This is a genomic window from Novosphingobium mississippiense (assembly GCF_044029535.1).
In the GTDB taxonomy this organism is placed as follows: domain Bacteria; phylum Pseudomonadota; class Alphaproteobacteria; order Sphingomonadales; family Sphingomonadaceae; genus Novosphingobium.
Genome location: NZ_CP147001.1, coordinates 2,850,851 through 2,874,971, shown reverse-complemented (window position 1 = coordinate 2,874,971; position 24,121 = coordinate 2,850,851). Strand labels below are relative to the sequence as shown.

Annotated in this window: 23 protein-coding genes; 12 read left to right on the top strand and 11 right to left on the bottom strand. The window is 65.1% G+C overall.

Translation table 11 applies throughout. The annotated features are described in order from the left end of the window. Positions 1 to 310: 310 nt before the first annotated feature. The gene (gene murJ, locus WBP06_RS13625; protein WP_395328714.1) at positions 311 to 1,879 is read right to left on the bottom strand and encodes a murein biosynthesis integral membrane protein MurJ; all 1,569 of its coding nucleotides are present in this window, start codon (positions 1,877 to 1,879) and stop codon (positions 311 to 313) included. 264 nt (positions 1,880 to 2,143) lie between these two features. Next, positions 2,144 to 2,659, bottom strand: a complete 516-nt coding sequence (gene secB / locus WBP06_RS13620) for a protein-export chaperone SecB (RefSeq protein WP_395328711.1) — start codon at positions 2,657 to 2,659, stop codon at positions 2,144 to 2,146. Positions 2,660 to 3,035: 376 nt separating this feature from the next. Here secB and WBP06_RS13615 point away from each other — a divergent pair, with 376 nt between their 5' ends. The 3 genes from WBP06_RS13615 to WBP06_RS13605 all read left to right on the top strand — a co-directional run bounded on the left by WBP06_RS13615 (position 3,036) and on the right by WBP06_RS13605 (position 5,684). After that, positions 3,036 to 3,725 carry a Tim44/TimA family putative adaptor protein gene (locus WBP06_RS13615; protein ID WP_395328708.1) on the top strand — a complete coding sequence of 230 codons (690 nt, stop codon included), beginning with the start codon at positions 3,036 to 3,038 and terminating at the stop codon, positions 3,723 to 3,725. A gap of 181 nt (positions 3,726 to 3,906) precedes the next feature. Beyond that, positions 3,907 to 5,112, top strand: a complete 1,206-nt coding sequence (locus tag WBP06_RS13610; protein WP_395328706.1) for a murein transglycosylase A — start codon at positions 3,907 to 3,909, stop codon at positions 5,110 to 5,112. After that, positions 5,109 to 5,684, top strand: coding sequence for a Smr/MutS family protein (locus WBP06_RS13605; RefSeq protein ID WP_395328704.1), 576 nt, complete (start codon positions 5,109 to 5,111; stop codon positions 5,682 to 5,684). Before WBP06_RS13610 ends, WBP06_RS13605 begins: the two co-directional genes overlap by 4 nt. A gap of 98 nt (positions 5,685 to 5,782) precedes the next feature. Here WBP06_RS13605 and WBP06_RS13600 read toward each other — a convergent pair whose 3' ends face one another. Beyond that, the gene (locus tag WBP06_RS13600) at positions 5,783 to 8,671 is read right to left on the bottom strand and encodes a TonB-dependent receptor domain-containing protein (protein WP_395328700.1); all 2,889 of its coding nucleotides are present in this window, start codon (positions 8,669 to 8,671) and stop codon (positions 5,783 to 5,785) included. 292 nt (positions 8,672 to 8,963) lie between these two features. Here WBP06_RS13600 and WBP06_RS13595 point away from each other — a divergent pair, with 292 nt between their 5' ends. Further along, a complete protein-coding gene (locus WBP06_RS13595; protein WP_395328697.1) occupies positions 8,964 to 10,289 on the top strand; it encodes an Hsp70 family protein in 1,326 nt (441 codons plus the stop codon). A gap of 148 nt (positions 10,290 to 10,437) precedes the next feature. On the opposite strand, the gene ahpF is transcribed toward WBP06_RS13595, so the two are convergent. Continuing rightward, entirely contained in the window at positions 10,438 to 12,027 is a 1,590-nt protein-coding gene (gene ahpF / locus WBP06_RS13590; protein ID WP_395328694.1) for an alkyl hydroperoxide reductase subunit F, read from the bottom strand. Between the two features lie 159 nt (positions 12,028 to 12,186). Then, positions 12,187 to 12,753, bottom strand: coding sequence for an alkyl hydroperoxide reductase subunit C (gene ahpC, locus WBP06_RS13585; protein WP_395328691.1), 567 nt, complete (start codon positions 12,751 to 12,753; stop codon positions 12,187 to 12,189). 197 nt (positions 12,754 to 12,950) lie between these two features. Between ahpC and WBP06_RS13580 the strand changes: the two genes are divergently transcribed. Beyond that, the gene (locus tag WBP06_RS13580; RefSeq protein WP_395328688.1) at positions 12,951 to 13,334 is read left to right on the top strand and encodes a hypothetical protein; all 384 of its coding nucleotides are present in this window, start codon (positions 12,951 to 12,953) and stop codon (positions 13,332 to 13,334) included. 122 nt (positions 13,335 to 13,456) lie between these two features. Here the strand turns inward: WBP06_RS13580 and WBP06_RS13575 are convergent, their stop codons facing one another. The 3 genes from WBP06_RS13575 to aroC all read right to left on the bottom strand — a co-directional run bounded on the left by WBP06_RS13575 (position 13,457) and on the right by aroC (position 16,188). After that, positions 13,457 to 14,218: a hypothetical protein gene (locus WBP06_RS13575; protein ID WP_395328685.1), complete on the bottom strand. Its 762-nt coding sequence runs from the start codon at positions 14,216 to 14,218 to the stop codon at positions 13,457 to 13,459. Positions 14,219 to 14,592: 374 nt separating this feature from the next. Next, a complete protein-coding gene (locus WBP06_RS13570; protein ID WP_395328682.1) occupies positions 14,593 to 15,099 on the bottom strand; it encodes a GNAT family N-acetyltransferase in 507 nt (168 codons plus the stop codon). A gap of 6 nt (positions 15,100 to 15,105) precedes the next feature. Then, positions 15,106 to 16,188 (bottom strand): chorismate synthase, encoded by a 1,083-nt coding sequence (aroC, locus tag WBP06_RS13565; protein ID WP_395328680.1) that lies wholly within the window; start codon positions 16,186 to 16,188, stop codon positions 15,106 to 15,108. Positions 16,189 to 16,282: 94 nt separating this feature from the next. Between aroC and WBP06_RS13560 the strand changes: the two genes are divergently transcribed. The 4 genes from WBP06_RS13560 to WBP06_RS13545 all read left to right on the top strand — a co-directional run bounded on the left by WBP06_RS13560 (position 16,283) and on the right by WBP06_RS13545 (position 18,143). Then, positions 16,283 to 16,597 carry an antibiotic biosynthesis monooxygenase family protein gene (locus WBP06_RS13560; RefSeq protein ID WP_395328678.1) on the top strand — a complete coding sequence of 105 codons (315 nt, stop codon included), beginning with the start codon at positions 16,283 to 16,285 and terminating at the stop codon, positions 16,595 to 16,597. Then, complete coding sequence (locus WBP06_RS13555; protein WP_395328675.1) at positions 16,594 to 16,941, top strand: ArsC family reductase; 348 nt, start codon at positions 16,594 to 16,596, stop codon at positions 16,939 to 16,941. Before WBP06_RS13560 ends, WBP06_RS13555 begins: the two co-directional genes overlap by 4 nt. A gap of 114 nt (positions 16,942 to 17,055) precedes the next feature. Beyond that, on the top strand, positions 17,056 to 17,637 hold the full coding sequence (gene pnuC / locus WBP06_RS13550) for a nicotinamide riboside transporter PnuC (protein ID WP_395328673.1): 582 nt from the start codon (positions 17,056 to 17,058) through the stop codon (positions 17,635 to 17,637). After that, complete coding sequence (locus WBP06_RS13545) at positions 17,634 to 18,143, top strand: AAA family ATPase (RefSeq protein ID WP_395328670.1); 510 nt, start codon at positions 17,634 to 17,636, stop codon at positions 18,141 to 18,143. Before pnuC ends, WBP06_RS13545 begins: the two co-directional genes overlap by 4 nt. A 188-nt stretch (positions 18,144 to 18,331) precedes the next feature. On the opposite strand, the gene ubiG is transcribed toward WBP06_RS13545, so the two are convergent. Beyond that, positions 18,332 to 19,081, bottom strand: coding sequence for a bifunctional 2-polyprenyl-6-hydroxyphenol methylase/3-demethylubiquinol 3-O-methyltransferase UbiG (gene ubiG / locus WBP06_RS13540; protein WP_395328667.1), 750 nt, complete (start codon positions 19,079 to 19,081; stop codon positions 18,332 to 18,334). A gap of 81 nt (positions 19,082 to 19,162) precedes the next feature. Between ubiG and WBP06_RS13535 the strand changes: the two genes are divergently transcribed. Next, positions 19,163 to 20,422: an aspartate kinase gene (locus tag WBP06_RS13535; RefSeq protein WP_395328664.1), complete on the top strand. Its 1,260-nt coding sequence runs from the start codon at positions 19,163 to 19,165 to the stop codon at positions 20,420 to 20,422. 64 nt (positions 20,423 to 20,486) lie between these two features. On the opposite strand, the gene WBP06_RS13530 is transcribed toward WBP06_RS13535, so the two are convergent. Continuing rightward, entirely contained in the window at positions 20,487 to 21,014 is a 528-nt protein-coding gene (locus tag WBP06_RS13530) for a DUF2239 family protein (RefSeq protein ID WP_395328662.1), read from the bottom strand. A gap of 88 nt (positions 21,015 to 21,102) precedes the next feature. Between WBP06_RS13530 and WBP06_RS13525 the strand changes: the two genes are divergently transcribed. Continuing rightward, positions 21,103 to 21,438: a GIY-YIG nuclease family protein gene (locus tag WBP06_RS13525; protein ID WP_395328660.1), complete on the top strand. Its 336-nt coding sequence runs from the start codon at positions 21,103 to 21,105 to the stop codon at positions 21,436 to 21,438. A 182-nt stretch (positions 21,439 to 21,620) separates the two neighbouring features. Here the strand turns inward: WBP06_RS13525 and WBP06_RS13520 are convergent, their stop codons facing one another. Beyond that, complete coding sequence (locus tag WBP06_RS13520) at positions 21,621 to 22,916, bottom strand: acetyl-CoA hydrolase/transferase family protein (protein ID WP_395328657.1); 1,296 nt, start codon at positions 22,914 to 22,916, stop codon at positions 21,621 to 21,623. Between the two features lie 172 nt (positions 22,917 to 23,088). Here WBP06_RS13520 and WBP06_RS13515 point away from each other — a divergent pair, with 172 nt between their 5' ends. Beyond that, positions 23,089 to 24,120, top strand: coding sequence for an NAD(P)H-dependent flavin oxidoreductase (locus WBP06_RS13515; protein ID WP_395328655.1), 1,032 nt, complete (start codon positions 23,089 to 23,091; stop codon positions 24,118 to 24,120). Position 24,121: the final 1 nt, after the last annotated feature.

The window sequence follows — 24,121 nt, the reverse complement described above, 5'->3', positions numbered from 1 at the left end:
GTGCGCCGGTTCGGGCGCGCATGCAGGCAGGGTCAGCGCGAAACGCGCGCGACACTCCGCCATCGCCACGAGAGGCGACGCGTTTCGGCAGACTTCGAGAGCGAAAGGTCCTGCATGGGCAGGGCTCATAGCATACTTGAGCGTCGTGGGAAGAGCGTCCGTCCCGTTGCCAATACCTACCCCGTCATCCCCGTGAAGGCGGGGATCCCGCTTGTTCTTGCGGCTGGGCCAAAAGGAAGCGGGGCCCCCGCCTTCGCGGGTGCGACGGAGTTTTAGGTCATGGCTGCCGAAGGAGCCCATTCTGTGCGCTTTACGCCGCCTTGCGACGGCGCAGCAGGGCCAGATCGTCGCGGGTGAAGGCACCCGTCACCAGCGTCGCCAGTGCGTAGACCACGCCGCCGGCCGAAACGAGCGTGGCCAACGCCAGCCCGCGTACCAGCCATGAGCCGTGGAGGTAGGGCGTCAGCAGATCTTCGCCGAACCACAGCACCACGCCCATGGCAATGGCGGCCAGCGCCAGGCGCGGCGCGCGGCGCTTCAGACGGGCGTCGACCTGGAAATGGCCGCGCTTCACCAAGGTCCAGTAAAGCATGCCGACATTGATGGTGGAGGCGATGGCGGTCGCCAGCGGCGGGCCCATGTGCTGCAGCGGCGCGATCAGCGCGAGGTTCAGCAGGAGGTTCGCCGCCATGGAGATCATTGCGTAGCGCACCGGCGTCTTGGTGTCCTGACGGGCGTAGAAGCCCGGCGTCAGCACCTTGACGAGGATGTAGCTGGGCAGGCCGATCGAGAAGGCGGCCAGCGCTTCCGCCGTGCGGGCAACGTCGCCAGCGTCGAACTTGCCGTAGCCGAACAGCGCCGCCGCGATCGGCTGGCCGCAGACGATCAGCGCCACCGATGCCGGCAGGGTGAGCAGCAGGGCCAGTTCCATGCCGCGGTTCTGGGTGTCCATCGCCGCCGCATCCTCACCGGCACCCAGTTGGCGCGAGATCGTGGGAAGGAGAACGGTGCCAAGGCCGATGCCGATCAGGCCGAGCGGAAGCTGGTTCAGCCGGTCTGCCATGTAGATGTAGGTGACCGAGCCGTGCGCCAGGAATGTGGCCGCCAGGAACGTCGACACCACGAGGTTGATCTGCACCGCGCCCGCACCGGCGGCGGCGGGCCAGATCAGCGCCATCAGCTTCTTCACGTCCGCATTCCAGACGGGTGCGCGCAGGCGCATCGATACGCCGTTGGCGCGGCAGGCGAAGTAGAGCCAGAGAAGCTGCAACGCGCCCGATACCGAGACGGCGATGGCCTGGTTGCGTGCCGTCACCAGCGGATCGGCGGAGTGGAAGCCCAGAATGGCCACGATCTGCGTCACGTTCAGCAGGATCGGCGCGGCGGCGTTGACCCAGAACTTGTTCATCGAATTCAGGATGCCGCCCAGCAGCGAGACGATGCTGATCAGCGCCAGGTAGGGGATGGTGAACCGGCTGAGCATGACGGCGAAGGCGAACTGCTCGTGCGAGACGCCGTTGAACCCGCCGGAGAGCATCAACGTCACCGGCCAGGCGAAGGCTTCCAGCAGTATCGTCATCGCCACCAGAATCGGCAGCAGCATCGAAAGTGCCTGCTCGGCAAAGGTGATGCCGGCGGCCAGGCCGGGGCCATCCTTGTCGGTCACCTTCTGGTTGAACATCGGGATGAAGGCCGATGCGAACGCCCCTTCGGCGAACAGCGCGCGGAACATGTTCGGCAGGCGGAAGGCGATCAGGAACGCGTCGGATGCGAAGCCGGCGCCCACGAAGCGCGCAAACAGGCTGTCGCGCACGAGGCCGAGTATGCGGCTGGCGAGCGTTAGGCCGCCGACACTGGCAAGCGCCTTGGTAAGGTTCATCCCCGAACGGGTCCTTCGAAGTCTATGGTTTGCCTGGATCGGGTTGAGGCGTTCACCCACTTCCGTCGCCCCCGCGAAGGCGGGGGTCCCGCTTTCTTGCACGCAACGATGGAAAGAAAAAGCGGGGTCCCCGCCTTCGCGGGGACGACGAGTTTCCTGGTCTCAGCCGAACAAGTCATAAAAAGCAAAAAGGCCCGCCCGCGCCCGTCGCCGTTGCTGGCAGGGTGCGGACGGGCCTGAATGTCATTGGCTTTGGCGCGGGGCTCAGGCGTGGCCGGCCGGTTCGCCCATGCCTTCGGCTTCGGCCTGCTGGCGGGCGGCAAGCTGCTGGAAATAGAGGCCGTTGAAGTCGATCGGCTCCAGCATCAGCGGCGGATAGCCGGCATCGCGCACGGCATCGGCCACCACGCGGCGGGCGAAGGGGAACAGGATGCGCGGCGCTTCGGCATAGAGGAAGGCGTGCATGCTGGGCTCATCCAGGTTGCGCATGCCGACCAGGCCGCAATAGCTGAGGTCCACGACATAGGCGGTGCCTTCGTCGGCCTTGGCAGCGACGGTGATCTTCAGTTCGACTTCGTGCACTTCGCCGTCGATCGGACGGGCACCGATGTTGAACTGGATGTCGACTTGCGGCTGGTTCTGCCACGAGAAGCTCTGCGGTGCGTTCGGGTTCTCTACCGAGAGGTCCTTCACGTACTGCGAGATGATGCCGGCGGCCGGCGCATTGTCGTCGCCATTGCCCAGGTTGATATCGGAGATGACGTTGCCTTCGTCGGCCATTTCGATTCTGTCCCGTCTATAAGAATACGGATGAAAGTCTGGGGGCGCGCGTAGCGCGTTTTGGCGGACGGTGGAAGGTACGGGGCGGATTTTGTTGCGGGGGCTTTTTTGGCCCGAAAGGGGCAACCCGCTGCAGGCCCATGCGTTGGATAGCAAAGGAACGCCGGAATGTCGGTCGGATTGACGAAAAAATCCCCGATTCCGCCGCTCACACGTTGTTCATTTGTAAACTGTACCTATCTGAGGTTATGATGACGCTCCCCGGGCGCGTGCCCGGCCTCCATGCGGACTTGGGCGATTCGCCCCCTTTCCGCACTTTGCCGAGGCTCGCACCACCCGATCAAGAAGCGTCCAAGCAAAGGATGGACAAAGGAACGTGACACCGGAAATCGTGATCCTGGCCATGATCGCAGCCTTCCTTGGCCTGCGGCTCTATTCGGTACTCGGCCGCCGTGCCGAGCATGAGGAAGAGCCGATCCAGGGACGCTTCGAAGGCCGCCAGGGCCAGCCCGGTGCGCCGCGCGTGCAGCCCAAGGCCGAGGTGAAGCCCGATGCCAAGCAGGCCGAACGGCAGCCCTTCGCGCCGCGCCAGCGGGAAATGCCCCTTGCACCGCCTTCGGTAGAGCGCGGTCTTGCCGAAATCGCCAACGCGGACCGTCGATTCGACGCGTTCGCCTTCGTGGAGGGCGCACGCAGCGCCTATCGCCTGATTCTGGAATCGTTCTGGAAGGGCGACAAGGCAGAGCTTCGCGCGCTGTGCGACGGCGACGTCTACGACAGCTTCAGCAGCGCCATCGATGCGCGCATGGCGGCCGGTGAAACGCTGGACAACCGCCTGATCCGTATCGAGGAAGCCGCAGTCGTCTCCGCCGGTGTCGACAATGGCCTGGCCCGCATCACCATCCGCTTCCGTTCGGACATCGCGGCGGTGACGCGCGATGCCGAAGGTCATGTGATCGCCGGTTCGCTGGACGATGCGATCGAGGCGGTGGACATCTGGACTTTCAGCCGCCGCGTCGATGCCGTCGGTCCCGACTGGCTGCTCGACGAAACGGACGCCGGATAAGCTCGAAGTACCGCTTAGTCGGTTGATTTCAGGAATTTGATCCCACAAGGATCGAGAGGCCGGGCCGCAAGGTCCGGCCTCTTGTTGTGTGGTGCGGAGGATCGTCTTGCAGGCAGCTTTGGTGAAGCGGGGAACGGGGTTTCCGATCCGCATGTTCCCCGTGCGCGGGCGGAGCGTGCCTATGGGGAGCGTGCTTCTGGCGATGGCGCTTCTGGCGGGTTGCGCGCGGGTGATCCCTGGCGGCACCGGGCCCGGCGTGGCCCCGCCGCCCGGTTTGCCGCCGACCACGCCCACCGTGCCCACGCCGCCGCCGCCCGCCAATGCGCTGGCGCTGGGCGTGCGCGCTGGGCCGCCGATCGCCAGCCTGAAGGTGGGCGCGGCCGATGGGGCGGCGGCACTGGCTTCGTTCCGCGAAAGCTGCCCCAGCGTCTCCAAACGGACCGACAGCAGCGGCCTGACCCGGCCCGCCGACTGGCAGCCGGCCTGCGCCGCGGCGAAGACATGGCCGAACGCCACCGCCACGCAGTTCTTCCAGACTTATTTCGAGACGGTGAAAGTCGGCGACGGTCGCGGCTTCGCCACCGGGTATTACGAGCCGGAGATCGCCGGCGCGCGCCAGCACTTGCCGGGTTACGACGTGCCGATCTACGGCATGCCCGCCGATCTCGTCCGCGCGCAGCCGGGTGATGCGGTGGCGAATGCCAAGGGGCAGATGCCCTTGGGCCGTTATGACCAGACCGGCATTTTCGTCCCCTATTACGATCGCGGCGCGATCGAAGACGGCGCGCTGGCCAACCGGGGGCTGGAAATCGCCTGGGCGCGCGACGCGGTGGAGGTGTTCTTCCTGCAAGTGCAGGGCTCCGGCCGGTTGCGCGCGCCCGATGGCACGGTGATGCGCATCGGTTATGCCGGGCAGAACGGGTGGCCCTACACCGGCATCGGCGCGGTCATGCGCGATCAGGGGCTGGTCGGCACCGGGCCGGGGCAATATCCCGGCTCGATGCAGGGCATCATGCAGTATATTCATGACCATCCGGTCGAGGGTGATGTGCTGATGCGCCAGAACCAGTCCTGGGTGTTCTTCCGTGAACTGACCGGCGACGGTCCGCTGGGCGCGCTGGGCGTGCCGGTGCGCGCGCATGCCTCGGTCGCTGCCGATCCGAAGTTCGTGCCGCTGGGCGCGCCGGTCTGGCTGGCGCTGGATCGCAGCGAAGCCTCCGGCGTGTGGATCGCGCAGGACACCGGCGGCGCGATCAAGGGCGCCAACCGTTTCGATACGTTCTGGGGCGCGGGCGATCAGGCCCGCCTGACCGCCGGTGGCATGAGCGGGCGCGGCGATGCGCTGGTGCTCGTCCCCAAGGGCACGCTCTCGCGTCTGCAGCCATGAGGAGACCGGGACGGCGATTGACGGCGGAAGAGGCACAAGTCTGGGCGCAAGTCGCCCGGACGGTGACGCCGCTGGAAAAGCGCCGGCCCAAGGCGGCGGCACCCGAGCCGGTGCCGGCCCAGATCGTCGTATCTCCCCCGCCCCCTCCGGCCAAAAAGGTGAAGGGCCGCGTGCCGGCGCCGCTGCCGCCCAAGCCGGTCGCCGCCAAGCCGCAGGCGGAATCGCAGCTTCAACTGGACGGTTCGTGGGAGAAGCGCATTTCCAAGGGCACGCTGATGCCCGATTTCAGCCTGGACCTGCATGGATCGAGCCTGGATCAGGCCTATGTCCGGCTGATGCACGGGCTGACTCAGGCCAAGTCCATGGGCGCGCGCGTGGTGCTGGTGGTGACGGGCAAGTCCCGCCCGGTCGATGCGATGGATCGCGGCACCGCGCGCGGCGCCATTCGCGCCAAGATCACCGACTGGCTGGCCGCGAGCGAGCATTCGCACGACATCGTCGCCATTCGCGGCGCGCACCGCCGCCATGGCGGGCAGGGCGCGCTCTACGTGGTGCTGAAGAAGCGGCGATAGTGGCCTGAAAATCTGCTTTTGGCGGATTCTCCGACAGGATCCGCCCTGTAGCCCGACGCGGGAGAGACGCCCGCGCCGGGCCTGTAAGCGCCGTGCCCTTACATCTTCACCGATACGCGCAGGTAGCCGAACTGGCCGGGTACGTCGTAAGTGGTCGGGTCATAGTTGGGGCCGGTGCAGGTGTTGCACGGCGGCGGATCGGTGTTGAACACGTTGATCACGCCCAGCGTGAAGGTCAGGGCGCTGTCCATGAAGCTGGGCGTGTAGCTCAGCTGGACGTCGCCGTAGAACCGGCTGTTCATCTTGTGGCCGTCGCTTTCGGTCACGCTGTCGATATAGCGGCCAGTGAACGAGGCATCGACGCCCGAATAGGACCACGAGAGGATGCCGGTGCTCTTGAACTTCGGATAGGACTGATCCGGGAACCCGCGCGTGGTGCCCTTGTAGCTGATCGTGGCCGTGCCGTCCGCCGTGGGGAACGTTTCGGTATACTTGAGCAGCCGGTTGGCATTGAACGACAGGCCGAACGTGCCCACGCCGGTTTCAGGAGACATGTAGTTCAGGCTGACGTCGATGCCCTGCGTGCGGATGCCGCCGATGTTCTGCAGCAGGCCCACCACGCGTGAGATGATGCCGCTGGGCGTGCGGATCACGTTGGCGCAAGCCGTGGGATCGCCCAGTTCGGCGCAGCGCGACAGGGTGACCTGCGGGTTGATGGCGGCGATCGCGTTGCTCACCTTGATGTCGTAGTAATTGACCTCAAGGCTGAGGTTGCGGGCAAAACCGCCGCGCGCCCAGGACGGGCTGTAGACGCCGCCGAACAGCCAGGTCTTGCTGGTTTCGGGTTTCAGCGTGTCGTTGCCGCCGGTCAGCGTGCCGATCTGGCCGCCCTGCGGTTCCTGATAGCTGCCGCTGGCGGGCACGCCGTTGGCGATGCAGTTCGTGCGCACCGTGGCGGAGGTCTGCCACAGCGATCCGGCGACGTTGGTGCAGGGATCGTCGATCGGTGCGTCCGCGCGGGACTGGGCGCCGAACAGTTCGCCGATCGCCGGGGCGCGGAACCCTTCGGCATAATTGGCGCGCAGCAGCAGATCGGACACCGGCTTCCACAGGCCGGTGGCGGTGAAGGTGGTGCTGGATCCGCTGGTAGAATAGTTCGCGTGGCGCACCGCGCCGTCGGCCTCCAGCATCTGGAAGAACGGCGTGTCCTTCAGGATCGGCACGCGCAATTCGCCGTAGAACTCGTCCGAATTGTAGCCGCCTGCGGCCGCCTGTGCCGGAATGTCCGCACCCAGACCCGCCTGGATGATCGGATCGGGCGTGAACGATCCGTGCTGGAAGCGGTGCTCATAGCCCACCGCCATGCTGACCGGGCCGGCCGGCAGGTCGAACAGGTCACCCGTGACGTTGGCGGTATAGTCCTGCATCCGCTGGCTGGACCGGTCATGCTCGGTGAAAGTGATGAAGTTCAGCATCTCCGGCGTGATCGACCCTTCGCCGCCGAAGATGTTCAGCGGCACGCAGGCGCCGGTGCAATCCGCCAGCGGGCCCAGCGCCTGGGCCACCTTGGCGGCGTTGACGTTGCCGGTGAAGGTCTGCTTGGCATCGTTCCAGCCGAAGGCGGCGTTCACGTCCCAGTAGAACTTGCGCGTGCCGATCTGGAAGCTGCCATCCAGCGATGCATTGGCCGTCATCGTGTCGACATGCTGGGTATAGGTGCGCTGCCCCGCCTCGACCAGACGGCGGGCGATGAAGCTGTAAGTGGCCGGTTGCCCGTTCGTGCCCGAATTCAGCGTGATGCCGAAGGGGTTGTAGGGGTTGGTGGCATCGATCGAAACGGTATCGAGCAAGTTGCCGTTGCCCGCGTCCGGCCCGACGAACAGCGGCAGGAAGGCGGCCTGGTTCTGCGAATTGCGGTGGTTGTAGACCATCTTCGCGCGGAACGTGATGTTGGAGGTCAGTTCCTGCTTGGCGCTGACCCACATGCCATAGCGTTCCTGCGGCGTCAGGAAGTAGTTGTAGGGGGCGAAGTTGAAGCGGTCTTCGGTGGTGAAGGCGCGGAAGTCGCCGCCCGCCAGCGTGGGGTCATAGACGCCGCGCGTGGTCAGCGGGGGATTTCGGGGGGTGATGCTGCCGCCTGCCGGAAGCGAGGGATTGCCCTCGTTGAAGACGATGCGCCCGTCCACCGCTGCCGACGAACAGCCGCCGCGCGGGTCCGAGCAACTGGTCTGGCCGGGGTTGGGGAATTGGGAGATCGAACGGTCCGCGGTGCTGACCTTGTCCTGCTTCACATAGCTGGCGCCGAATACCACCGACGTGGTCGGCCCTTTCACGCCATAGCTGACGTTGTAGTCCTGCGTATGCCCGTCGCCCTGGCGGAACGTGCCGAACTGGGCCGAGGCACGAAGCCCGTCCTGCTCCGACTTGGTGATGATGTTGACGACGCCGGCGATCGCGTCCGAGCCATAGAGGGGCGACTGGCCCGATTGCAGCACCTCGATCCGCTCGATCTGGCTGGCGGGAATGGTATTGAGGTCGACCGTCGAAGGGATGCCGCTGGCCGCCGTGGCGTTGACGTAGCGCATGCCGTCCACCAGCACGAGCGTGCGCTTGGCCAGCAGGTAGCGCAAGTCGATCTCGCTGGTGCCGGCGCCGACGCCGCCGCCGTCCTGCGGGTTGCCGATATTGCCCGAGTTGTTGACCTTGGTGTTCAACCCGCCCGCCGCGCTGGGCAGCCGCTGCAGCACGTCCGCCACGGAGGAGAGACCGGTCTTGGCAATATCCTCGTTGTTGAGGGTTACGACAGGGCTGGGATTGTCGAGCGGGTTCTGGCGGATGCGCGATCCGGTGACGACGATGGCCTGCGCCGCACTATCGAGACCGTTGTCCGCCGTGGTGTCCTGTGCCTGCGCCATGGCGGGCATGGACAGTGCCCCGAAAGCCAGTGCGGCAATGCTGCACTGCAAATGGAAGTTACGTAGATTCATGTAACGACCCCCTATGAAATCACCCTGAAACGGGTGCTTGCGAAGGTCACTTGCGCCCTATTGCGGCGCAACATGATTTTGAAACATTGTATAAAATGTGTAATAAAGATGCAAAAATGATGTAAAAATACAACGATTAGATCGCGCACTGCGCTCCTTTTTCGAACGGTGCGAACGGGAAAATCGAATGCAGGTGTTTTGCGGATGACCGTGGTTGCGTGATGGCTGCTGCGCTGCGATAGGCGCCGCCCAACCCCAGCCCGTACCTTCGCCCGAGCAATGGAGTATTGAGATGCCGACCCCTACGGCCACCGCCGGTTCGATCGGCATCGACTTCGGCACCACCAATTCGGTAATCGCGCTGGCCGGCGCGGCGGGCGAGGCCGATCTGGTCGACTTCGCGGCACCCGGCGGCAGCGGATCAGTGTTCCGCTCCGCGCTGTGCTTCTGGCAGGACGAGGGCGTGCGCGGCGGCCTTGCGCACGAGGCCGGGCCCTGGGCGATCTCCGAATTCCTGGAGTTTCCGCAAGGTTCGCGGTTCCTGCAATCGTTCAAGTCGGTTGCGGCCAATCCGGCCTTCGAACATGCCACGCTGTTCGAAAAGCGCATGCGGTTCGAGGAATTGGGCCAGGTCTTCCTCACCCACCTGCTGGACCATGCGGGCACCGCGCTGAGCGATTTGCCGGAGCGGATCGTGATCGGGCGGCCCGTCCGCTATGTCGGCGCGCGCCCGGACGAGGCGCTGGCGCGCAAGCGGTATGACGCGATGTTCGCGCTGCTGAAGCGGCCGGTGCACTATGTCTACGAGCCGGTGGGCGCGGCGTTCAGCTTCGCCTCGCGCCTGTCCGATCCGGCGACGCTGCTGGTGGCGGACTTCGGCGGCGGCACCAGCGACTTTTCGATCGTGCGGGTGGAGGCTCCCGGTGCGGAGCGGCGCTGCGTGCCGCTGGGATCGGCAGGTATCGGCATCGCCGGCGACCGTTTCGACTATCGCATCATGGACCATCTGGTGCTGCCGCTGCTGGGCAAGGGCGGCACCTATCGCTCGTTCGACAAAGTGCTGGAGATCCCGCCGGGCCACTTCAAGGACTTCGGCGACTGGTCGCGGCTGGCGATGATGCGCAACCGCCGCACGCTGGAACAATTGGCCAAGCTGCGCCATTCGGCCACCGATCAGGCCGCGATCGACCGCATGATCGCGGTGGTGGAGCACGAACTGGGCTTCGGCCTCTACGAAGCGGTGGGCCAGCTGAAGCGCACGCTTTCTTCAAGCGACCACGGTGCGCTGCGCTTCGAGAGCGAGGAATTGCAGATCGAGGCCGAAGTCAGCCGCGCCGAATTCGAACGCTGGATCGCGCCCGACCTGCACCGCATCGGCGAGACGGTGGACGGCGCGCTGGCCAAGGCCGGGCTGCGGCCGGACCAGATCGACCACGTGTTCCTGACCGGCGGTTCGTCGCTGATCCCCGCCGTGCGCGCGCTGTTCGAGGAACGCTTCGGCGAAGGCCACATCGCCAGCGGCAACGAATTGACCTCGATCGCGCACGGGCTTGCGCTGATCGGCCAGTCTTCGGATCTGGACGAGTGGGTCGCCACCGATCTTGCGGACGCGGTCTGATACGCAAACGGGCCCGATATGAAAACGGACGGGGCCTTTCGGCACCCGCCCGCTTCACTCGGGGAAGTGTTTTGAAAATCCGCTGAGGGCGGATTTCGGCGGCGCCGGGCCTGAGAATGCCCTTCCCAGGGCATTCTCAAACGCAAGCTCACGCCGGTTCGAGAACCGCGGCCGGCGCCTCGTTGCGGATCAGGTAGTCGAACGCGGAGAGCGCCGCCTTCGATCCTTCGCCCATGGCGATGATGATCTGCTTGTACGGCACCGTGGTTACGTCGCCCGCCGCGAAAATGCCCGGCAGGTTGGTGGCCGCCTTGTCGTCGATCACGATCTCGCCGCGGTTCGACAGTTCGACGCCGCTGTCCTTCAGCCACTCGGTATTGGGCACCAGGCCGATCTGGACGAACACGCCTTCCAGCTCCACCTTGTGTTCCGCGCCGCTGGTCCGGTCCTTGTAGAGCAGGCCGTTCACCTTCTCCCCGTCGCCGGTGACTTCGGTGGTCTGCGCGCTGGTGAAGATGTCCACGTTCTTCATCGAACGCAGCTTGTCCACCAGCACCTGGTCGGCGCGCAGCTTGTCGTCGAACTCGATCAGGGTGACGTGGCCGACGATCCCCGCAAGGTCGATCGCCGCTTCCACGCCGGAGTTGCCGCCGCCGATCACTGCCACGCGCTTGCCCTTGAACAGCGGGCCGTCGCAGTGCGGGCAGTAGGCCACGCCCTTGTTCTTGTACTCCGCCTCACCGGGCACGCCCAGGTTGCGCCAGCGGGCACCGGTGGTCAGCACCAGCGACCGCGCCTTCAGCGAAGCGCCGTTGGCGAAGACCACTTCGTGATAGCCGCCCAGTTCCTTCGCCGGGATCAGCTTTTCGGCGCGCTGCAGGTTCATCACGTCGATGTCGTATTCACCCACGTGCGTTTCCAGCGCCGCCGCCAGCTTCGGGCCTTCGGTGTAGGGGACCGAGATGAAGTTCTCGATGCCCATGGTGTCCTGCACCTGGCCGCCGAAGCGTTCCGCGGCGATGCCGGTGCTGAAACCCTTGCGCGCAGTGTAGATCGCGGCAGAGGCACCGGCGGGGCCACCGCCGACCACCAGCACTTCGAAAGGCTTCTTCTCGGCCAGCTTCGCAGCCGCCTTGGCATCGGCGCCGGTGTCGAGCTTGGCGAGGATTTCCTCCACGCCCATCTTGCCCGAACCCCACATCTCGCCATTCAGGAACACGGCAGGCACGGCCATGACGCCGCGGCCTTCCACTTCGTCCTTGAACGCGCCGCCTTCGATCAGGGTGGCGTTCACATGCGGGTTGTTGAGCGCGATCAAGGTCAGTGCCTGCACCACATCCGGGCAGTTGTGGCAGGAGAGCGAGAAGTACATCTCGAACTCATGGCTGCCTTCCAGCGCGCGGATCTGCTCCAGCGTCTCGTCAGAGACCTTGGGCGGATGGCCGCCGGTCCACAGCAGGGCGAGGACGAGCGAGGTGAATTCGTGGCCCAGCGGCAGGCCGGCGAAGCGCACCCAGGCGCTGGCGTCCGACGCGCGGCGCACGATGAAGCTGGGGCGGCGCGCATCGTCGCCGTCGAAAGTGGCGGTGACCTTGTCCGAAAGCGAGGCGATGGTGGTCAGCAGCTCGCGCGTTTCGGCCGACTTTGCGTCATCGCCCAGCGAGGCGACAAGCTCGATCGGCTCGCGCAGCATGGCGAGATATTGCGAGAGCTGTTGCTTCAGAGTGGCGTCGAGCATGAGTCACAGGTCCTTTGAAATGCGTGGGGAGAGAAAGGGGCGGCCCGGGGGTCCGTCGGCCGCGAAGCGCACGGGGGTGCGGCTCCGGGGGAGGGATGCCCCGGGCCGCACACCTTCAGCACGCGACCCGGATGGCCTTATGGCCTGGTCGCGGTAGTTTTAGAGCTTGCCGACGAGGTCAAGCGAGGGAGCGAGGGTTTCCGAACCTTCTTCCCACTTGGCCGGGCAGACCTGGCCGGGGTTGGCGCGGACGTACTGGGCAGCCTTGATCTTGCGGACCAGTTCCGAAGCGTTGCGGCCAACGCCTTCGCAGGTGATTTCCATGATCTGGATGACGCCTTCGGGATCGACCACGAAGGTGGCGCGATCGGCCAGGCCCGAATCTTCGCGCAGAACGCCGAAGGCTTCGGTCAGGGCGTGGTTCTGGTCGCCCAGGAACGCGTACTTGATCTTGCCGATCTTGTCCGAGGTGTCGTGCCAGGCCTTGTGGCTGAAGTGCGTGTCGGTCGAAACGCCGAACACTTCCACGCCCATGCCCTGCAGTGCGGCATACTGTTCACCCAGGTCTTCCAGCTCGGTCGGGCAGACGAAGGTGAAGTCGGCGGGGTAGAAGAAGAACACGGCCCACTTGCCGGCGATGTCGGCGTCGGTGACGTCGAAGAAGTCCTTGCCGGCCTGGAAAGCGGTGTTCTTGAACGGCTTGATGGTGCTGCCGATGATACCCATGGTGTATTCTCCCTCGATGGGTGTTGAAACTGACGAAGCCGAGATAGGCCGCCCGTGTGACGATGTGTAGGGGCTTGATCCGATTGGGTTGATCGGATTGCCCGATAAGTCATGGCGGACTGAACGATTCTGTCGATAAAATGCTCGCGCGTGCGAAAATCCGTGCGGCGCTGCGGCAAGTGGGGCAGAGGGTAGCGATGAAAACGATCCGACTTGGCCGACTTGCGCTGCTGGCAGCCGCCTGCGCATCGCTGGCCGCCTGCAACGGCTGGCCCACTTCGCTGGACAACCGGGCGGCGGGCGACATGAAGTTCCGCTATCACCACCGCCTCTACGACCAGTGGTCGTTCTGGGCGCCGGTAAGGCAGGGCCACGCGGTGATGTTCGCGCACGAACACCGCATTCGCGACATTTCCGGCTTCGAGATCACCGAGGGGCAGCTGACCTACCGCTACGGCGCCCGCGCCTTGGCCCCGGTGCAGCACTTCTGCGCGGGCAGCGCCAGCTGCGTGCTGGTCTATCGCGGCGGCGGCAGGCTGGAAGCGCGGACGGCACCGCTGGCGGATGCGAAGCTGGATTGACGGGTTCAACCGTAAAGATATTTAGGAAGCGGTCCGGTCCGTGTGCCGTAATGCTTGTCTTATAATGTATTGCGCATGTTTTAGTCGTTGAGCGTCGAGGTGATCAAATGATGGGTGTCATCTCAAAACGGAATGTCATCATCAAGGTCAGCACCGAACGTTGAGGTAGTAGTCCATCTAGCAGTGCCGCCCGGCGGTGGTAACGCTTTGACGCTTGGTGGCGGTGGCAACGCAGCTTGTTCTTGTTCTGAAAGCGATTCTTTACCGACAAGATTGGAAATGGCTTCAACAGTCTTTGGCATATCGATTATCACCTTCTGGAAGTTGTTCACCCCGGAAAGTGTTTGATTGATGCCTGCAGCCACGACCGCCACGGCGGCGAGGATGACCGTGATGTTGCTTTTTTCGCCGTCGAGTTCTTTGCTGAAGGCATTGAGTTTGCCTTCTAGAATTTTCTTACGCTTGTCCCCAAGGTCCGATGTGGCGACCGCCTTTCGAAGCTCTTCAAGGTGCTTTTTCAAGCGCTCCTTGGTGCCACTTGGCAAGACGACGATTGACCCTTTTTGCTTTTGTCTCTTTTCAATGTTGAGGCGTGTCGCTGCCGCAACGGCTTTCCGATAAAGAATTTTGAAGTCGGTTGGATTGAAGTCAGTGTAATAAGAGTCAGCGAGTTCGACTATGCCGTATGCAGCCGCGGCAGCTCCGATCCGCGTCATATATTCTATTCGAATCTCGTCCGCGTCGGTATTGTCGTTAATCCCGATGTTCGAAATGTAAGCGTTCATTCTGCGGCGGCAGATGCCTTCAAAAATGACAAATGCCTCTTGAGGGTCGTCTGGAAGTTCGTCCATTTCCTCCACAGTGATCAGCTCGAAATCGTCCATTTTCGCCCACGCATCTGTCTTTCAAAGACTTATGTAACATTCCATGCACGGCTTCGCGAGGCGGGTTGTATCGGTTTACCCAGACTTCTTCTCCGCCGCGAAGCCCTTCGACGAGGTATGCCTGGCGCGAGATTTCCTCGCGTCGTGGGATTGAGGGATGTGACGTGGGCTTAGTTAATTTTCGTTACAAGGAAGATTATCAGGACGCTCCCCGTTTTCCTACCTGACCGTACGCGCGTACCTTCCTCCGCGTGTCCCCCAGCTTCAGCTCCCTGCAAAAACGCCCAACCTGTCACCTTATGGCGGCACAAGGTGACACATCGCCGCGCAAGGTGACGGTTTTCACTCTGGACCGTGTCAACCGTGTCAAGCTGTCAGCTTGCGGCGAAGCTCTGGTGATAGGCGGCGACGCCAAACGGAGCGGCCCCGGCGAGGACGAGGCGCTGGAAGTATTCGGCCGGCACGCCGGGATAGGTGAGAGCGGGATCGCTCACGAAGCCGAAGCGGGCGTAGTAGGCGGGATCGCCCAGCACCACGCAGCCTTGCGCCCCGGCGTCTCGCAGCTGCGCCAGTCCCGCCTCGATCAGCCGGGCGCCGATGCCTTGGCATTGGTGGGCGGGATGGACGGCAACGGGGCCGAGGCCGAACCAGCCGATGTCCTTCCCATCGATCGTCACCGGCGAGAAGGCGATATGGCCGACGATGGCGGCACCCGCCTCGGCCACCAGCGAGACGGTGAGGCTGCCCGAGGCGCGCAGGGCGTCGACGATCGCGCCTTCGGTGCCGCTCGAATGCTCGGCGCCGAGGAAGGCGGCAGTGACGACTGCGTGAATGGCCTGGGCGTCGCCGTCCCGCTCGGGGCGGAGGGCGACGTCAGCCACGCGGTGTCAGCCGCATTGGCCGCGGTGCAGCAGCTTGTGATCGGCCAGCACCAGCGCCATCATCGCTTCCACCACTGGAACGCCGCGAATGCCGACGCAGGGGTCGTGGCGACCCTTGGTGAACAGTTCGGTCGCCTCGCCGTCGCGCGTGATGGTGGGCTGCGGGGTGAGGATGGAGCTGGTGGGCTTGAACGCCACGCGCACGACTACCGGCTGGCCGGTGGAGATGCCCCCGGCAATGCCGCCTGCGTGGTTGGCGCTGAACTCTGGCCCTGCAGCGCCCGGGTGCATCGGGTCGGCGTTCTGTTCGCCGGTCAGGCGCGCGGCGGCGAAACCGTCACCGATCTCCACACCCTTCACCGCGTTGATGCCCATCATCGCAGCAGCCAGATCGGCGTCGAGCTTGCCGTAGAGCGGCGCGCCCCAGCCTGCCGGAACGCCGGCCGCCACGCATTCGACCACCGCGCCGACCGAGGAACCGGACAGGCGCGCATCGTCGACGATCTTTTCCCAGCGCTTCGCCGCTTCCGCGTCGGGGCAGAAGAACGGGTTGTTGCCGATCTCCGCCGCGTCGAAGTTGGTCCTATCGATGGCGTCGCCGCCGATCTCGGAGACATAGGCCAGAATGGTCACTTCCGGGATCACCAGCCGCGCCACGCCGCCCGCCGCCACGCGGCTGGCGGTTTCGCGCGCGGAACTGCGGCCGCCGCCGCGATAGTCGCGGAAGCCGTACTTGGCGTCATAGGCATAGTCGGCATGGCCGGGGCGATAGGCCTTGGCGACTTCCGAATAGTCCTTCGAACGCTGGTCTACGTTCTCGATCATCAGGCTGATCGGGGTGCCGGTGGTGCGTTGTACGCCATCCGGGCCTTCGAACACGCCCGAGAGGATGCGGACCTGATCCGGTTCCTGCCGCTGCGTGGTGAACTTCGACTGGCCGGGGCGGCGCGCGTCGAGGAAGGGCTGGATCACGCCCTCATCGATGGCAAGGCCCGGCGGGCACCCGTCGACGACGGCGCCGATGGCCGGTCCGTGGCTCTCGCCCCAGGTGGTGAATCGCAGAAGGCGGCCGAAAGTGTTCACGCTCATGCCTCGCGCCTTGGCGCGCAATCTTCGGATTGTCCAGCATTGGCGGCGCGCCACATGCTTGCGGAATGCTGCGTGAAGGCCCATGAGCGCGCCTATGTTCCTGGTCGTTTTCCGCAATCGCAAGCGCGCCGATATCGACGCCGCCGCCTATTCCGCCGATGCCGAGGCGATGGAAACGCTCGCCCGCGCGCAGCCCGGTTTCCTCTCCTTCAAGAGCTACACCAGCGAGGATGGCGAAGTGATCGCGCTGTCCGAATGGGAGGACGAAGCCGCCGCATTGGCATGGCGCCGCGTCGCCGCCCACGCCGAAGTGCAGGCCAAGGGGCGCGAGCACTACTATCAGAGCTACACTGCCTTCGCCTGCAACGAGCCGCGGGTGCGCCATTTCGAAAGGGAAACCGAATCGTGAGCCTGGAATTCTACGGCATCCCCAACTGCGACACCGTGAAGAAGGCGCGCAAGTGGCTGGAGGCGCGGGGCAGCGACTACACCTTCCACGACTACAAGAAGGAAGGCGCCGATGCGGCGCGTCTTGAAAAGTGGATTGCGCAGGCCGGCTGGGAAAAGCTGCTGAACCGGGCGGGTACCACTTTCAAGAAGCTGCCCGATGAAGACAAGCAGGACCTCGATGCTGCCAAGGCCGTGGCGATCATGGTCGCGCAGCCCAGCACCATCAAGCGTCCGGTGGTGGAGTATCCGGGCGGGTTGCTGGTGGGCTTCAAGGAGCCTGAGTGGGAAGCCGCTCTCGGCTGAAAACCCGTTTGAAAATTCGCCTGCAGCGAATTTTGCGGCCGGTGCCGTCCCAAAAATGCGTCTACGGGCATTTTTCAAGCAGACTCTAATTCAGGGAAATAAACAGGGGCGACAATGGATCCGGTAGAATGGATCGCGGCGGCACTGGGGCTCGCTAATATCGCGCTGCTGGTGCGGCGCAGCGTGTGGAACTACCCGTTCGGCATGGCGATGGTGGCGCTGTACTTCGTGGTGTTCTGGCAGGCCAAGCTCTATGGCGAGGCGGGCTTGCAAATCTTCTTCTTCGCGGCGCAGGCCTGGGGCTGGGTGCTTTGGGTGCGCGCCGGTGGCGGTGACAGCCGGGTGCCGGTGCGCCGGCTGGGCGGGTTCAGCCGCGCGCTCTGGCTGGTGGCGACGGCGGCGCTGACGCTGAATCTGGGCTGGGTGATGCACAAGTTCACCGATGCCTCGCTGCCCTATGCCGATGCCGCCATCGCCGGTGCCTCGATCGCCGCGCAGATCCTGCTGGCGTTCCGCCGGATCGAGAACTGGGTGCTGTGGATCGCCATCGATGTCGCCTCGATCGGGGTCTACGCCTACAAGGACCTGTGGCCGACCGCGGCGCTCTACGTGGTGTTCCTGGTGATGTCGGTACTGGGCCTGATCGAGTGGGCCGCGGCGGAGCGGGCGCAGAAGCGGCCGCTCAAGCCGGCATGATCACGGTTTGCCTCCACGGTGCGGAAAGCACGGGCAAGTCGGTGCTGGCCGCGCGGCTGGGGTTGCCGTGGGTGCCGGAATATGGCCGCACCTATTGTGAGGAGCGGGGCACCGACCTGACCATGGCGGACCTGCTGGCGATTGCCGAGGGGCAGGCGGACGAGAACCGCAAGGCCATGGCGGCGGCTCCTCCGGTGCTGCTGTTCGATACCGACCAGTTGATGACGGCGGCCTGGGCGGCAATGCTGTTCTGTGAGGTGCCCGATGTGCTGATGGGCTATCCCAAGGCCGACCACTATCTGCTGTTCTCGCCCGATGTGCCGTGGCGTGATGACGGCACGCGGTTCTTCGGGACCGATGAGGCGCGGGCGCGCTTTGCCGCGTTGGCGGAGGAGATGCTGGTCCGGGCGGGCGTGCGGTTCACGCGGATCGGCGGGACGTGGGAGGAGCGTGAGGCGCAGGTGCGGGCGGCGATTGCCGGGCTTATCGGGGGCGGGTCGGTTTAGCGACCGAAGACGAGACCTGAGAAGTCAACGAGGCCAGTGAGTTCAACGAGACCACAGAGACCAAAACACTTCGTCGCCCCCGCGAAGGCGGGGGCCCCGCTTCGTTCTCGCCACATCGCCAAGAACAAGCGGGATCCCCGCCTTCGCGGGGATGACGGGGTTTTGAGGGGATAGGTTCGGCTGGGCGCTTAGCGCTTGGTGGCCGTGACGATGAAGTTCAGCGAAAGATCGTCCGACAGGTGCAGGCCGCTTGTGGGCGACCACGCAATGCCCTTCGGCTGGCCCAGCGTCAGGCCCGCGCCTTCGGCCAAGTCGCGCAGTTCCTCGGGGGTCGCGAACTGGTGCCAGTCATGCGTACCGCGCGGCACTTTGCCCAGCCGTTCGGCCGCTTCCACCAGTAGGAGGCGCGAGGCGGGGGTGCGGTTGGGGCAGGAGAGGATCATCAGCCCGTCGTCCGCCAGCGCATCGGCAAGCTGGCCGATGAACAGCGCCTTGTCGGTCACGTGCTCGATCACTTCCAGCGAGCAGACGAGGTCGTAGCCCGAGAGCCCGAGCGCACCCAGTTCGCCGTGTTTGTAGTCGATGGGCAGGCCCATCGCTTCGGCATGGGCTCGGGCCGCGGAAACGTTCTCCGCCGCCGCGTCCACGCCCGTCACTGCCGCGCCAAGGCGGGCGAGGGGTTCGCATAGCAGCCCGGCGCCGCAGCCGGCGTCCAGCGCACGCTTGCCGGCCAGCGGCTTCAAGGTACGGGAATCGCTGGCGAAATGCCGATCGATCTCGGCGCGGATGAAGCCCAGGCGCACGGGGTTGAGCTGGTGGAGCATCGCCGAAGAGCCCTTCGGATCCCACCACTCGGCCGCCAGCGCGCCGAAGTGGGCGGCTTCCTTCGGATCGATTGTTGCGCGGGAAGGCGTGTTCGAAGCGGTTGCATTATCCATGACTCCCCCCTAACAGCCCGCCGAACTCTTATCCACACGCGCTTCGTTCATGCGCACAATCTCACGGGGAGCAACGGCACCTTGGCACGTATCGTGATGAAATTCGGCGGCACTTCCATGGCCGGGACCGAGCGAATCCGGCGCGTGGCGGGTATCGTCAAACGTCAGCAGGAAGCCGGCCACGAAGTCGCGGTCGTCGTTTCGGCGATGGCGGGCGAGACCGACCGTCTCGTCAACTTCTGCCGTGAGGCCAATGCCCTTTACGATCCCGCCGAATACGACGTCGTCGTCGCTTCGGGCGAGCAGGTCACGTCGGGCCTGCTGGCGTTGACGCTGCAGGCGATGGGCTGCAAGGCACGTTCGTGGCTGGGTTGGCAGTTGCCGATCAAGACCGACGACGCCCACGCCAAGGCCCGTATCGAGGATTTCGATTCGGAAGCGCTGCTGGCCTCGATGGCGGCGGGCGAGATCGCGGTGATCCCCGGTTTCCAGGGCGTTTCGCCGGACAATCGCATCACCACGCTGGGCCGTGGCGGTTCGGACACGTCGGCCGTGGCCGTGGCGGCGGCGGTCAAGGCCGACCGCTGCGACATCTATACCGATGTCGACGGCGTCTACACCACCGACCCGCGCATCGTCGCCAAGGCGCGCAAGCTGCCGCTGGTGACTTATGAAGAAATGCTCGAACTGGCCTCGGTCGGCTCGAAGGTGCTGCAGACCCGCTCGGTTTCCCTCGCCATGAAGGAGAACGTGCGCGTGCAGGTGCTGTCCTCGTTCATCGACGAGAATGCCCCTGCGGCAGACACCCTCCCCGGAACGATGATCGTCAGCGACGAAGAACTTGAAGGAAGCGATATGGAACGCCAGCTGATCACCGGCATCGCCGCTGACAAGAACGAAGCCAAGGTTACCCTTACCCGCGTGCCGGACCGTCCGGGCGCGGTGGCCGCGATCTTCGCGCCGCTGGCCGAACAGAACATCAACGTCGACATGATCATCCAGAACGTTGCCAAGGACAAGGGCGAGACCGACGTCACCTTCACGGTGCCGCAGGCCGACCTCGTCCGCGCGCAGGCGCTGCTGGAAGAGCGCAAGGACACCATCGGCTACTACCGCATGATCGCCGACAGCAACGTGGCGAAGGTCAGCGTCGTCGGCGTCGGCATGCGCAGCCACGCCGGTGTCGCCTCCACCATGTTCAAGACGCTGGCCGATCGCGGTATCAACATCATCGCCATCTCCACCAGCGAGATCAAGGTTTCGGTCCTGATCGACACCGACGAGACCGAACTGGCCGTGCGCGTGCTGCACACCGCTTACGGCCTCGACGCTGCGGCTTGAGCCAGCGCGATAGCGTGAATTAGGGAAAGGCGGCGCGGCGAGCGCCGCCTTTTTCGTTTCGGCCTCAGTCTTCTGGTGAAGGCTGGGCCAGTTCGAGGACATGATCGCGCCAGTCGGCAGGGCATGCGGCGATGGCGGCGGCGAATTCCACCGGCTTGTCCGCGAATAGCAGGCGGCTGGCTTCCTCGAACCCCGGCAGGTCACCGCCCAGCGCGGACAGGACGCGGTAGGCGCGTTCGTGCGCCATTCGGCGGGCGGTTCGGCCGCCATCGGCCTTGCGGGCTTCGTCGACGAGGCGGCGCAGCGCCTGCGAAGCCCCGCCGGGTTGTTGTGCCAGCCAGTCCCACTGGCGGGGCAGCAGCGTTACTTCGCGGGCGGTGACGCCCAGTTTTGGGCGGCCGCGACGGCGCGGTGCTTCGCTTTCTTCCGCCATTTTCGTGACGCCGCGCCAGTCGAGATCGACGGGGCGTCCGGTCGCGTCGTCGAATACCAGCACGCCCTGCTCCTTGCCGCGCAGGGCAGCGATCAGTTCGGCAGGCGTGCCGCGAGCGAGGCGGGTGGTGCCGAGAAAGGCAGTGCAGGTCTGGGGCATGGCATGTCCTGAAGATATTTTTATCCGGGTAAATTGAATTTGCGGGCGAGTCAATTTATCCGGGTAAAAATACGAAAGGAATCGAACCATGGAACGCAGCGACCGCAAGGCGGCCATCGCCGAATACCGCGAGCGCAAGCCCGAGCCGGGCATCTACGCGATCCGCTGCCAACCGAGCGGGGAGGCATGGGTCGGCCGCGCGCCGAACCTGCCGGCGATTCGCAACCGGCTGTTCTTCACGTTGAAGCTGGGCACGACGCCGCAACGTTCGTTGCAGGACGCGTGGAATGCGCATGGGGAAGAAGCGTTCGCGTTCGAGGTGCTGGAAGTGCTGGATATCGAGAAGGTCGGGCTGGGTTGGGAGCGGGAACTCAAGAAGCGCCATGCGGACTGGGCGGAGCGCTTGGGGGCGACGGCGATCTGATCGCATTGCCCCCATTTCCTGCGCTGCCTGCCCTAAACTTCCCGTCACAACTCTGCCGTCATCCCCGCGAAGGCGGGGATCCCGCTTGTCTTCAGGTCTGGCACGAAGACAAGCGGGGCCCCCGCCTTCGCGGGGGCGACGGAGTGTTGTGGGAGAGGTTCGTCTTGGCCCGGCAGCGAGAGCTAAAGCCCCTTCGCCAGTTCATCGCGGAACCTGGGATCGGCCAGTCCGATCAGCAGTTCGGCCCGCTCGCGCAGGGTCTTGCCGCGCAAGTTGGCGGCGCCATGCTCGGTGACGATCCAGTGGACATCGTTGCGCGGCGTCGTCACCGGGCCGTCCAGCTTCGGCACGATGCGGCTGACCGTGCCGCCTTTCGCCGTCGAGCGGCAGGCGATCACCGATAGGCCGCCTTTCGATGCATAGGCGCCGCGCACGAAATCGACCTGGCCACCGGCCGCCGAATGCTGGTGCCCGCCCATGAATTCCGAATTGCACGCGCCCTGAAGGTCCACCTGGATCGTCGCGTTGACCGAGACGACCTTGTCGTTCCGCGCGATCACCGCCGGGTCGTTCACCACGTCCACCGGCAGCGAATAGACATGCGGATTGCCGTCCATCCAGCGGTAGAACGGATCGTCCCCCATCGCGAAGGAATAGACGCTGAGGCCGGTCTCGGTGGCCTTCAGCCGGTTGGTCACCGCGCCCTGCTGGGCCAGGCGGGCCAGCGGCGGCGTCAGCAGTTCGGTGTGGATGCCCATGTCCTGCCGATTGGCGATGCGGCGGCAGACGGCGCCGGGCAGGTTGCCGATGCCCATTTGCAGGCAGGCGCCATCGTCGATCATTTCCGCGATCAGCGCGGCGATGGCCTCATCCTCCGGCGCGGCGTCGGCTTCCCCGAAGCAGAGCAGCGGCGCGGCATTTTCGACGATGGCGGAGACTTGGGAGACGTGCAGCGGTGCCGGGCAGGCCACGCGCGGCATCGCCGGGTTCACCTCAACGATCACCGTTCGGGCACTATGCGCGACGATCGAGGTGTAGTCGTTGGCGACGCCGAAGCTGAAATAGCCATCGGTGTCCATCGGTGAGACGGTCAGTACGCAGGCATCCATCCCCACTTCGTCGCGCATCACGCGGGGCGATCCGGAAAAGGCGCAAGGCACGAAGTCGATCAGCGCTTCGGCCGTGGGATCGGCCTTGATCAGCGCGCGTTCCACGCCGCTCATGAACAGGCATTGCGGGCGGATCGGGCCGAGCAGTTCGCGTCGGAAAATCGTCGATCCGGCATGGACTTGCGAAAGCAGGTACCAGACGCGCAGATCCGTCAGCGTCCCCGCCTCCGCCCGCCGCGCGATGGCGGCCAGCAGGGCCGGCGGTTCCGCCACCGCCATGCCCATGGCAAGATCGCTGTTGCTGTCGATCGCCTGCACCGCCTTGTCGGCCGTGGTCAGCTTGGCTTCGTAGAGTGATCTGGCATCCATCGCCCCCCATGGCTCTCATTCCCGGCGGCGCAGATCAAGCGCCTCCAGCGGCGGAGGGGGGCGACCTGTCTCGATTTCGCTGCGGATCGCGGTGCAAAGCCGCCGCTTGTGCCGCGCCTTCGGGCATCCTATGGCGCAGGCTGATTTATGACTGCGGGCTACGGGAGCATCAATGGCCGCCACCACTAAGACCTCCGCGCTGATGGCGCGGGGCTGCGAATTTCTCGGCAGCGAATATGCGATCCTGTGCGGCGCCATGTCCTGGGTGTCCGAGCGTAATCTGGTTTCCGCGATCAGCAATGCCGGCGGCTTCGGCGTGATCGCCTGCGGGGCGATGACCCCCGCGCTGCTGGACAGCGAAATCGCCGCGACCAAGGCACTGACGGCCAAGCCTTTCGGCGTGAACCTGATCACCATGCACCCGCAACTGTTCGACCTGATCGAAGTCTGCGCGAAGCACAATGTCAGCCACGTGGTGCTCGCCGGCGGCATTCCGCCCAAGGGCAGCGTGGAAGCGATCAAGGAATCGGGCGCCAAGGTGATCTGCTTCGCGCCGACGCTGGCGCTGGGCAAGAAGCTGCTGCGTTCGGGTGCGGACGCGCTGGTGATCGAGGGCATGGAAGCCGGTGGCCACATCGGCCCGGTCTCCACTTCGGTGCTGGCGCAGGAAATCCTGCCCGCGCTTGCGGCCGACAATCTGGTCTTCGTTGCTGGCGGCATCGGCCGCGGCGAGGCGATGGCCGGTTACCTGGAAATGGGTGCGGCCGGCGTGCAGCTGGGCACCCGCTTTGCTTGCGCGAGCGAATCGATCGCCCATCCGGACTTCAAGAAGGCCTTCTTCCGCGCCAATGCCCGCGACGCCGTGGCATCGGTGCAGGTCGATCCGCGCCTGCCGGTGATCCCGGTGCGCGCGCTGAAGAACAAGGGCACCGAGGAATTCACCGCCAAGCAGATCGAAGTGGCGCGCCTGCTGGACGCCGGTGAGGTCGACATGGGTGAGGCGCAGCTGAAGATCGAGCACTTCTGGGCCGGCGCCCTGCGCCGCGCGGTGATCGAGGGCGACGTGGAGAACGGCTCGATCATGGCGGGCCAGTCGGTCGGCATGGTCAGCAAGGAAGAGCCGGTGACGGAGATCATCGCCGCGCTGATGGCCGAATCCGAAGCCGCGCTGTCCAACCGCCCCAATGCCTTCGGCGCTGCCTGAG

Bases quoted from the DNA above. Each gene is read 5' to 3' on its own strand.
- murJ (WP_395328714.1), bottom strand. From the start codon at position 1,879: ATGAACCTTACCAAGGCGCTTGCCAGTGTCGGCGGCCTAACGCTCGCC.
- secB (WP_395328711.1), bottom strand. From the start codon at position 2,659: ATGGCCGACGAAGGCAACGTCATCTCCGATATCAACCTGGGCAATGGC.
- WBP06_RS13610 (WP_395328706.1), top strand. From the start codon at position 3,907: ATGGGGAGCGTGCTTCTGGCGATGGCGCTTCTGGCGGGTTGCGCGCGG.
- WBP06_RS13605 (WP_395328704.1), top strand. From the start codon at position 5,109: ATGAGGAGACCGGGACGGCGATTGACGGCGGAAGAGGCACAAGTCTGG.
- WBP06_RS13600 (WP_395328700.1), bottom strand. From the start codon at position 8,671: ATGAATCTACGTAACTTCCATTTGCAGTGCAGCATTGCCGCACTGGCT.
- WBP06_RS13595 (WP_395328697.1), top strand. From the start codon at position 8,964: ATGCCGACCCCTACGGCCACCGCCGGTTCGATCGGCATCGACTTCGGC.
- ahpF (WP_395328694.1), bottom strand. From the start codon at position 12,027: ATGCTCGACGCCACTCTGAAGCAACAGCTCTCGCAATATCTCGCCATG.
- ahpC (WP_395328691.1), bottom strand. From the start codon at position 12,753: ATGGGTATCATCGGCAGCACCATCAAGCCGTTCAAGAACACCGCTTTC.
- WBP06_RS13580 (WP_395328688.1), top strand. From the start codon at position 12,951: ATGAAAACGATCCGACTTGGCCGACTTGCGCTGCTGGCAGCCGCCTGC.
- WBP06_RS13575 (WP_395328685.1), bottom strand. From the start codon at position 14,218: ATGGACGATTTCGAGCTGATCACTGTGGAGGAAATGGACGAACTTCCA.
- aroC (WP_395328680.1), bottom strand. From the start codon at position 16,188: ATGAGCGTGAACACTTTCGGCCGCCTTCTGCGATTCACCACCTGGGGC.
- WBP06_RS13560 (WP_395328678.1), top strand. From the start codon at position 16,283: ATGTTCCTGGTCGTTTTCCGCAATCGCAAGCGCGCCGATATCGACGCC.
- pnuC (WP_395328673.1), top strand. From the start codon at position 17,056: ATGGATCCGGTAGAATGGATCGCGGCGGCACTGGGGCTCGCTAATATC.
- WBP06_RS13545 (WP_395328670.1), top strand. From the start codon at position 17,634: ATGATCACGGTTTGCCTCCACGGTGCGGAAAGCACGGGCAAGTCGGTG.
- ubiG (WP_395328667.1), bottom strand. From the start codon at position 19,081: ATGGATAATGCAACCGCTTCGAACACGCCTTCCCGCGCAACAATCGAT.
- WBP06_RS13530 (WP_395328662.1), bottom strand. From the start codon at position 21,014: ATGCCCCAGACCTGCACTGCCTTTCTCGGCACCACCCGCCTCGCTCGC.
- WBP06_RS13525 (WP_395328660.1), top strand. From the start codon at position 21,103: ATGGAACGCAGCGACCGCAAGGCGGCCATCGCCGAATACCGCGAGCGC.
- WBP06_RS13520 (WP_395328657.1), bottom strand. From the start codon at position 22,916: ATGGATGCCAGATCACTCTACGAAGCCAAGCTGACCACGGCCGACAAG.
- WBP06_RS13515 (WP_395328655.1), top strand. From the start codon at position 23,089: ATGGCCGCCACCACTAAGACCTCCGCGCTGATGGCGCGGGGCTGCGAA.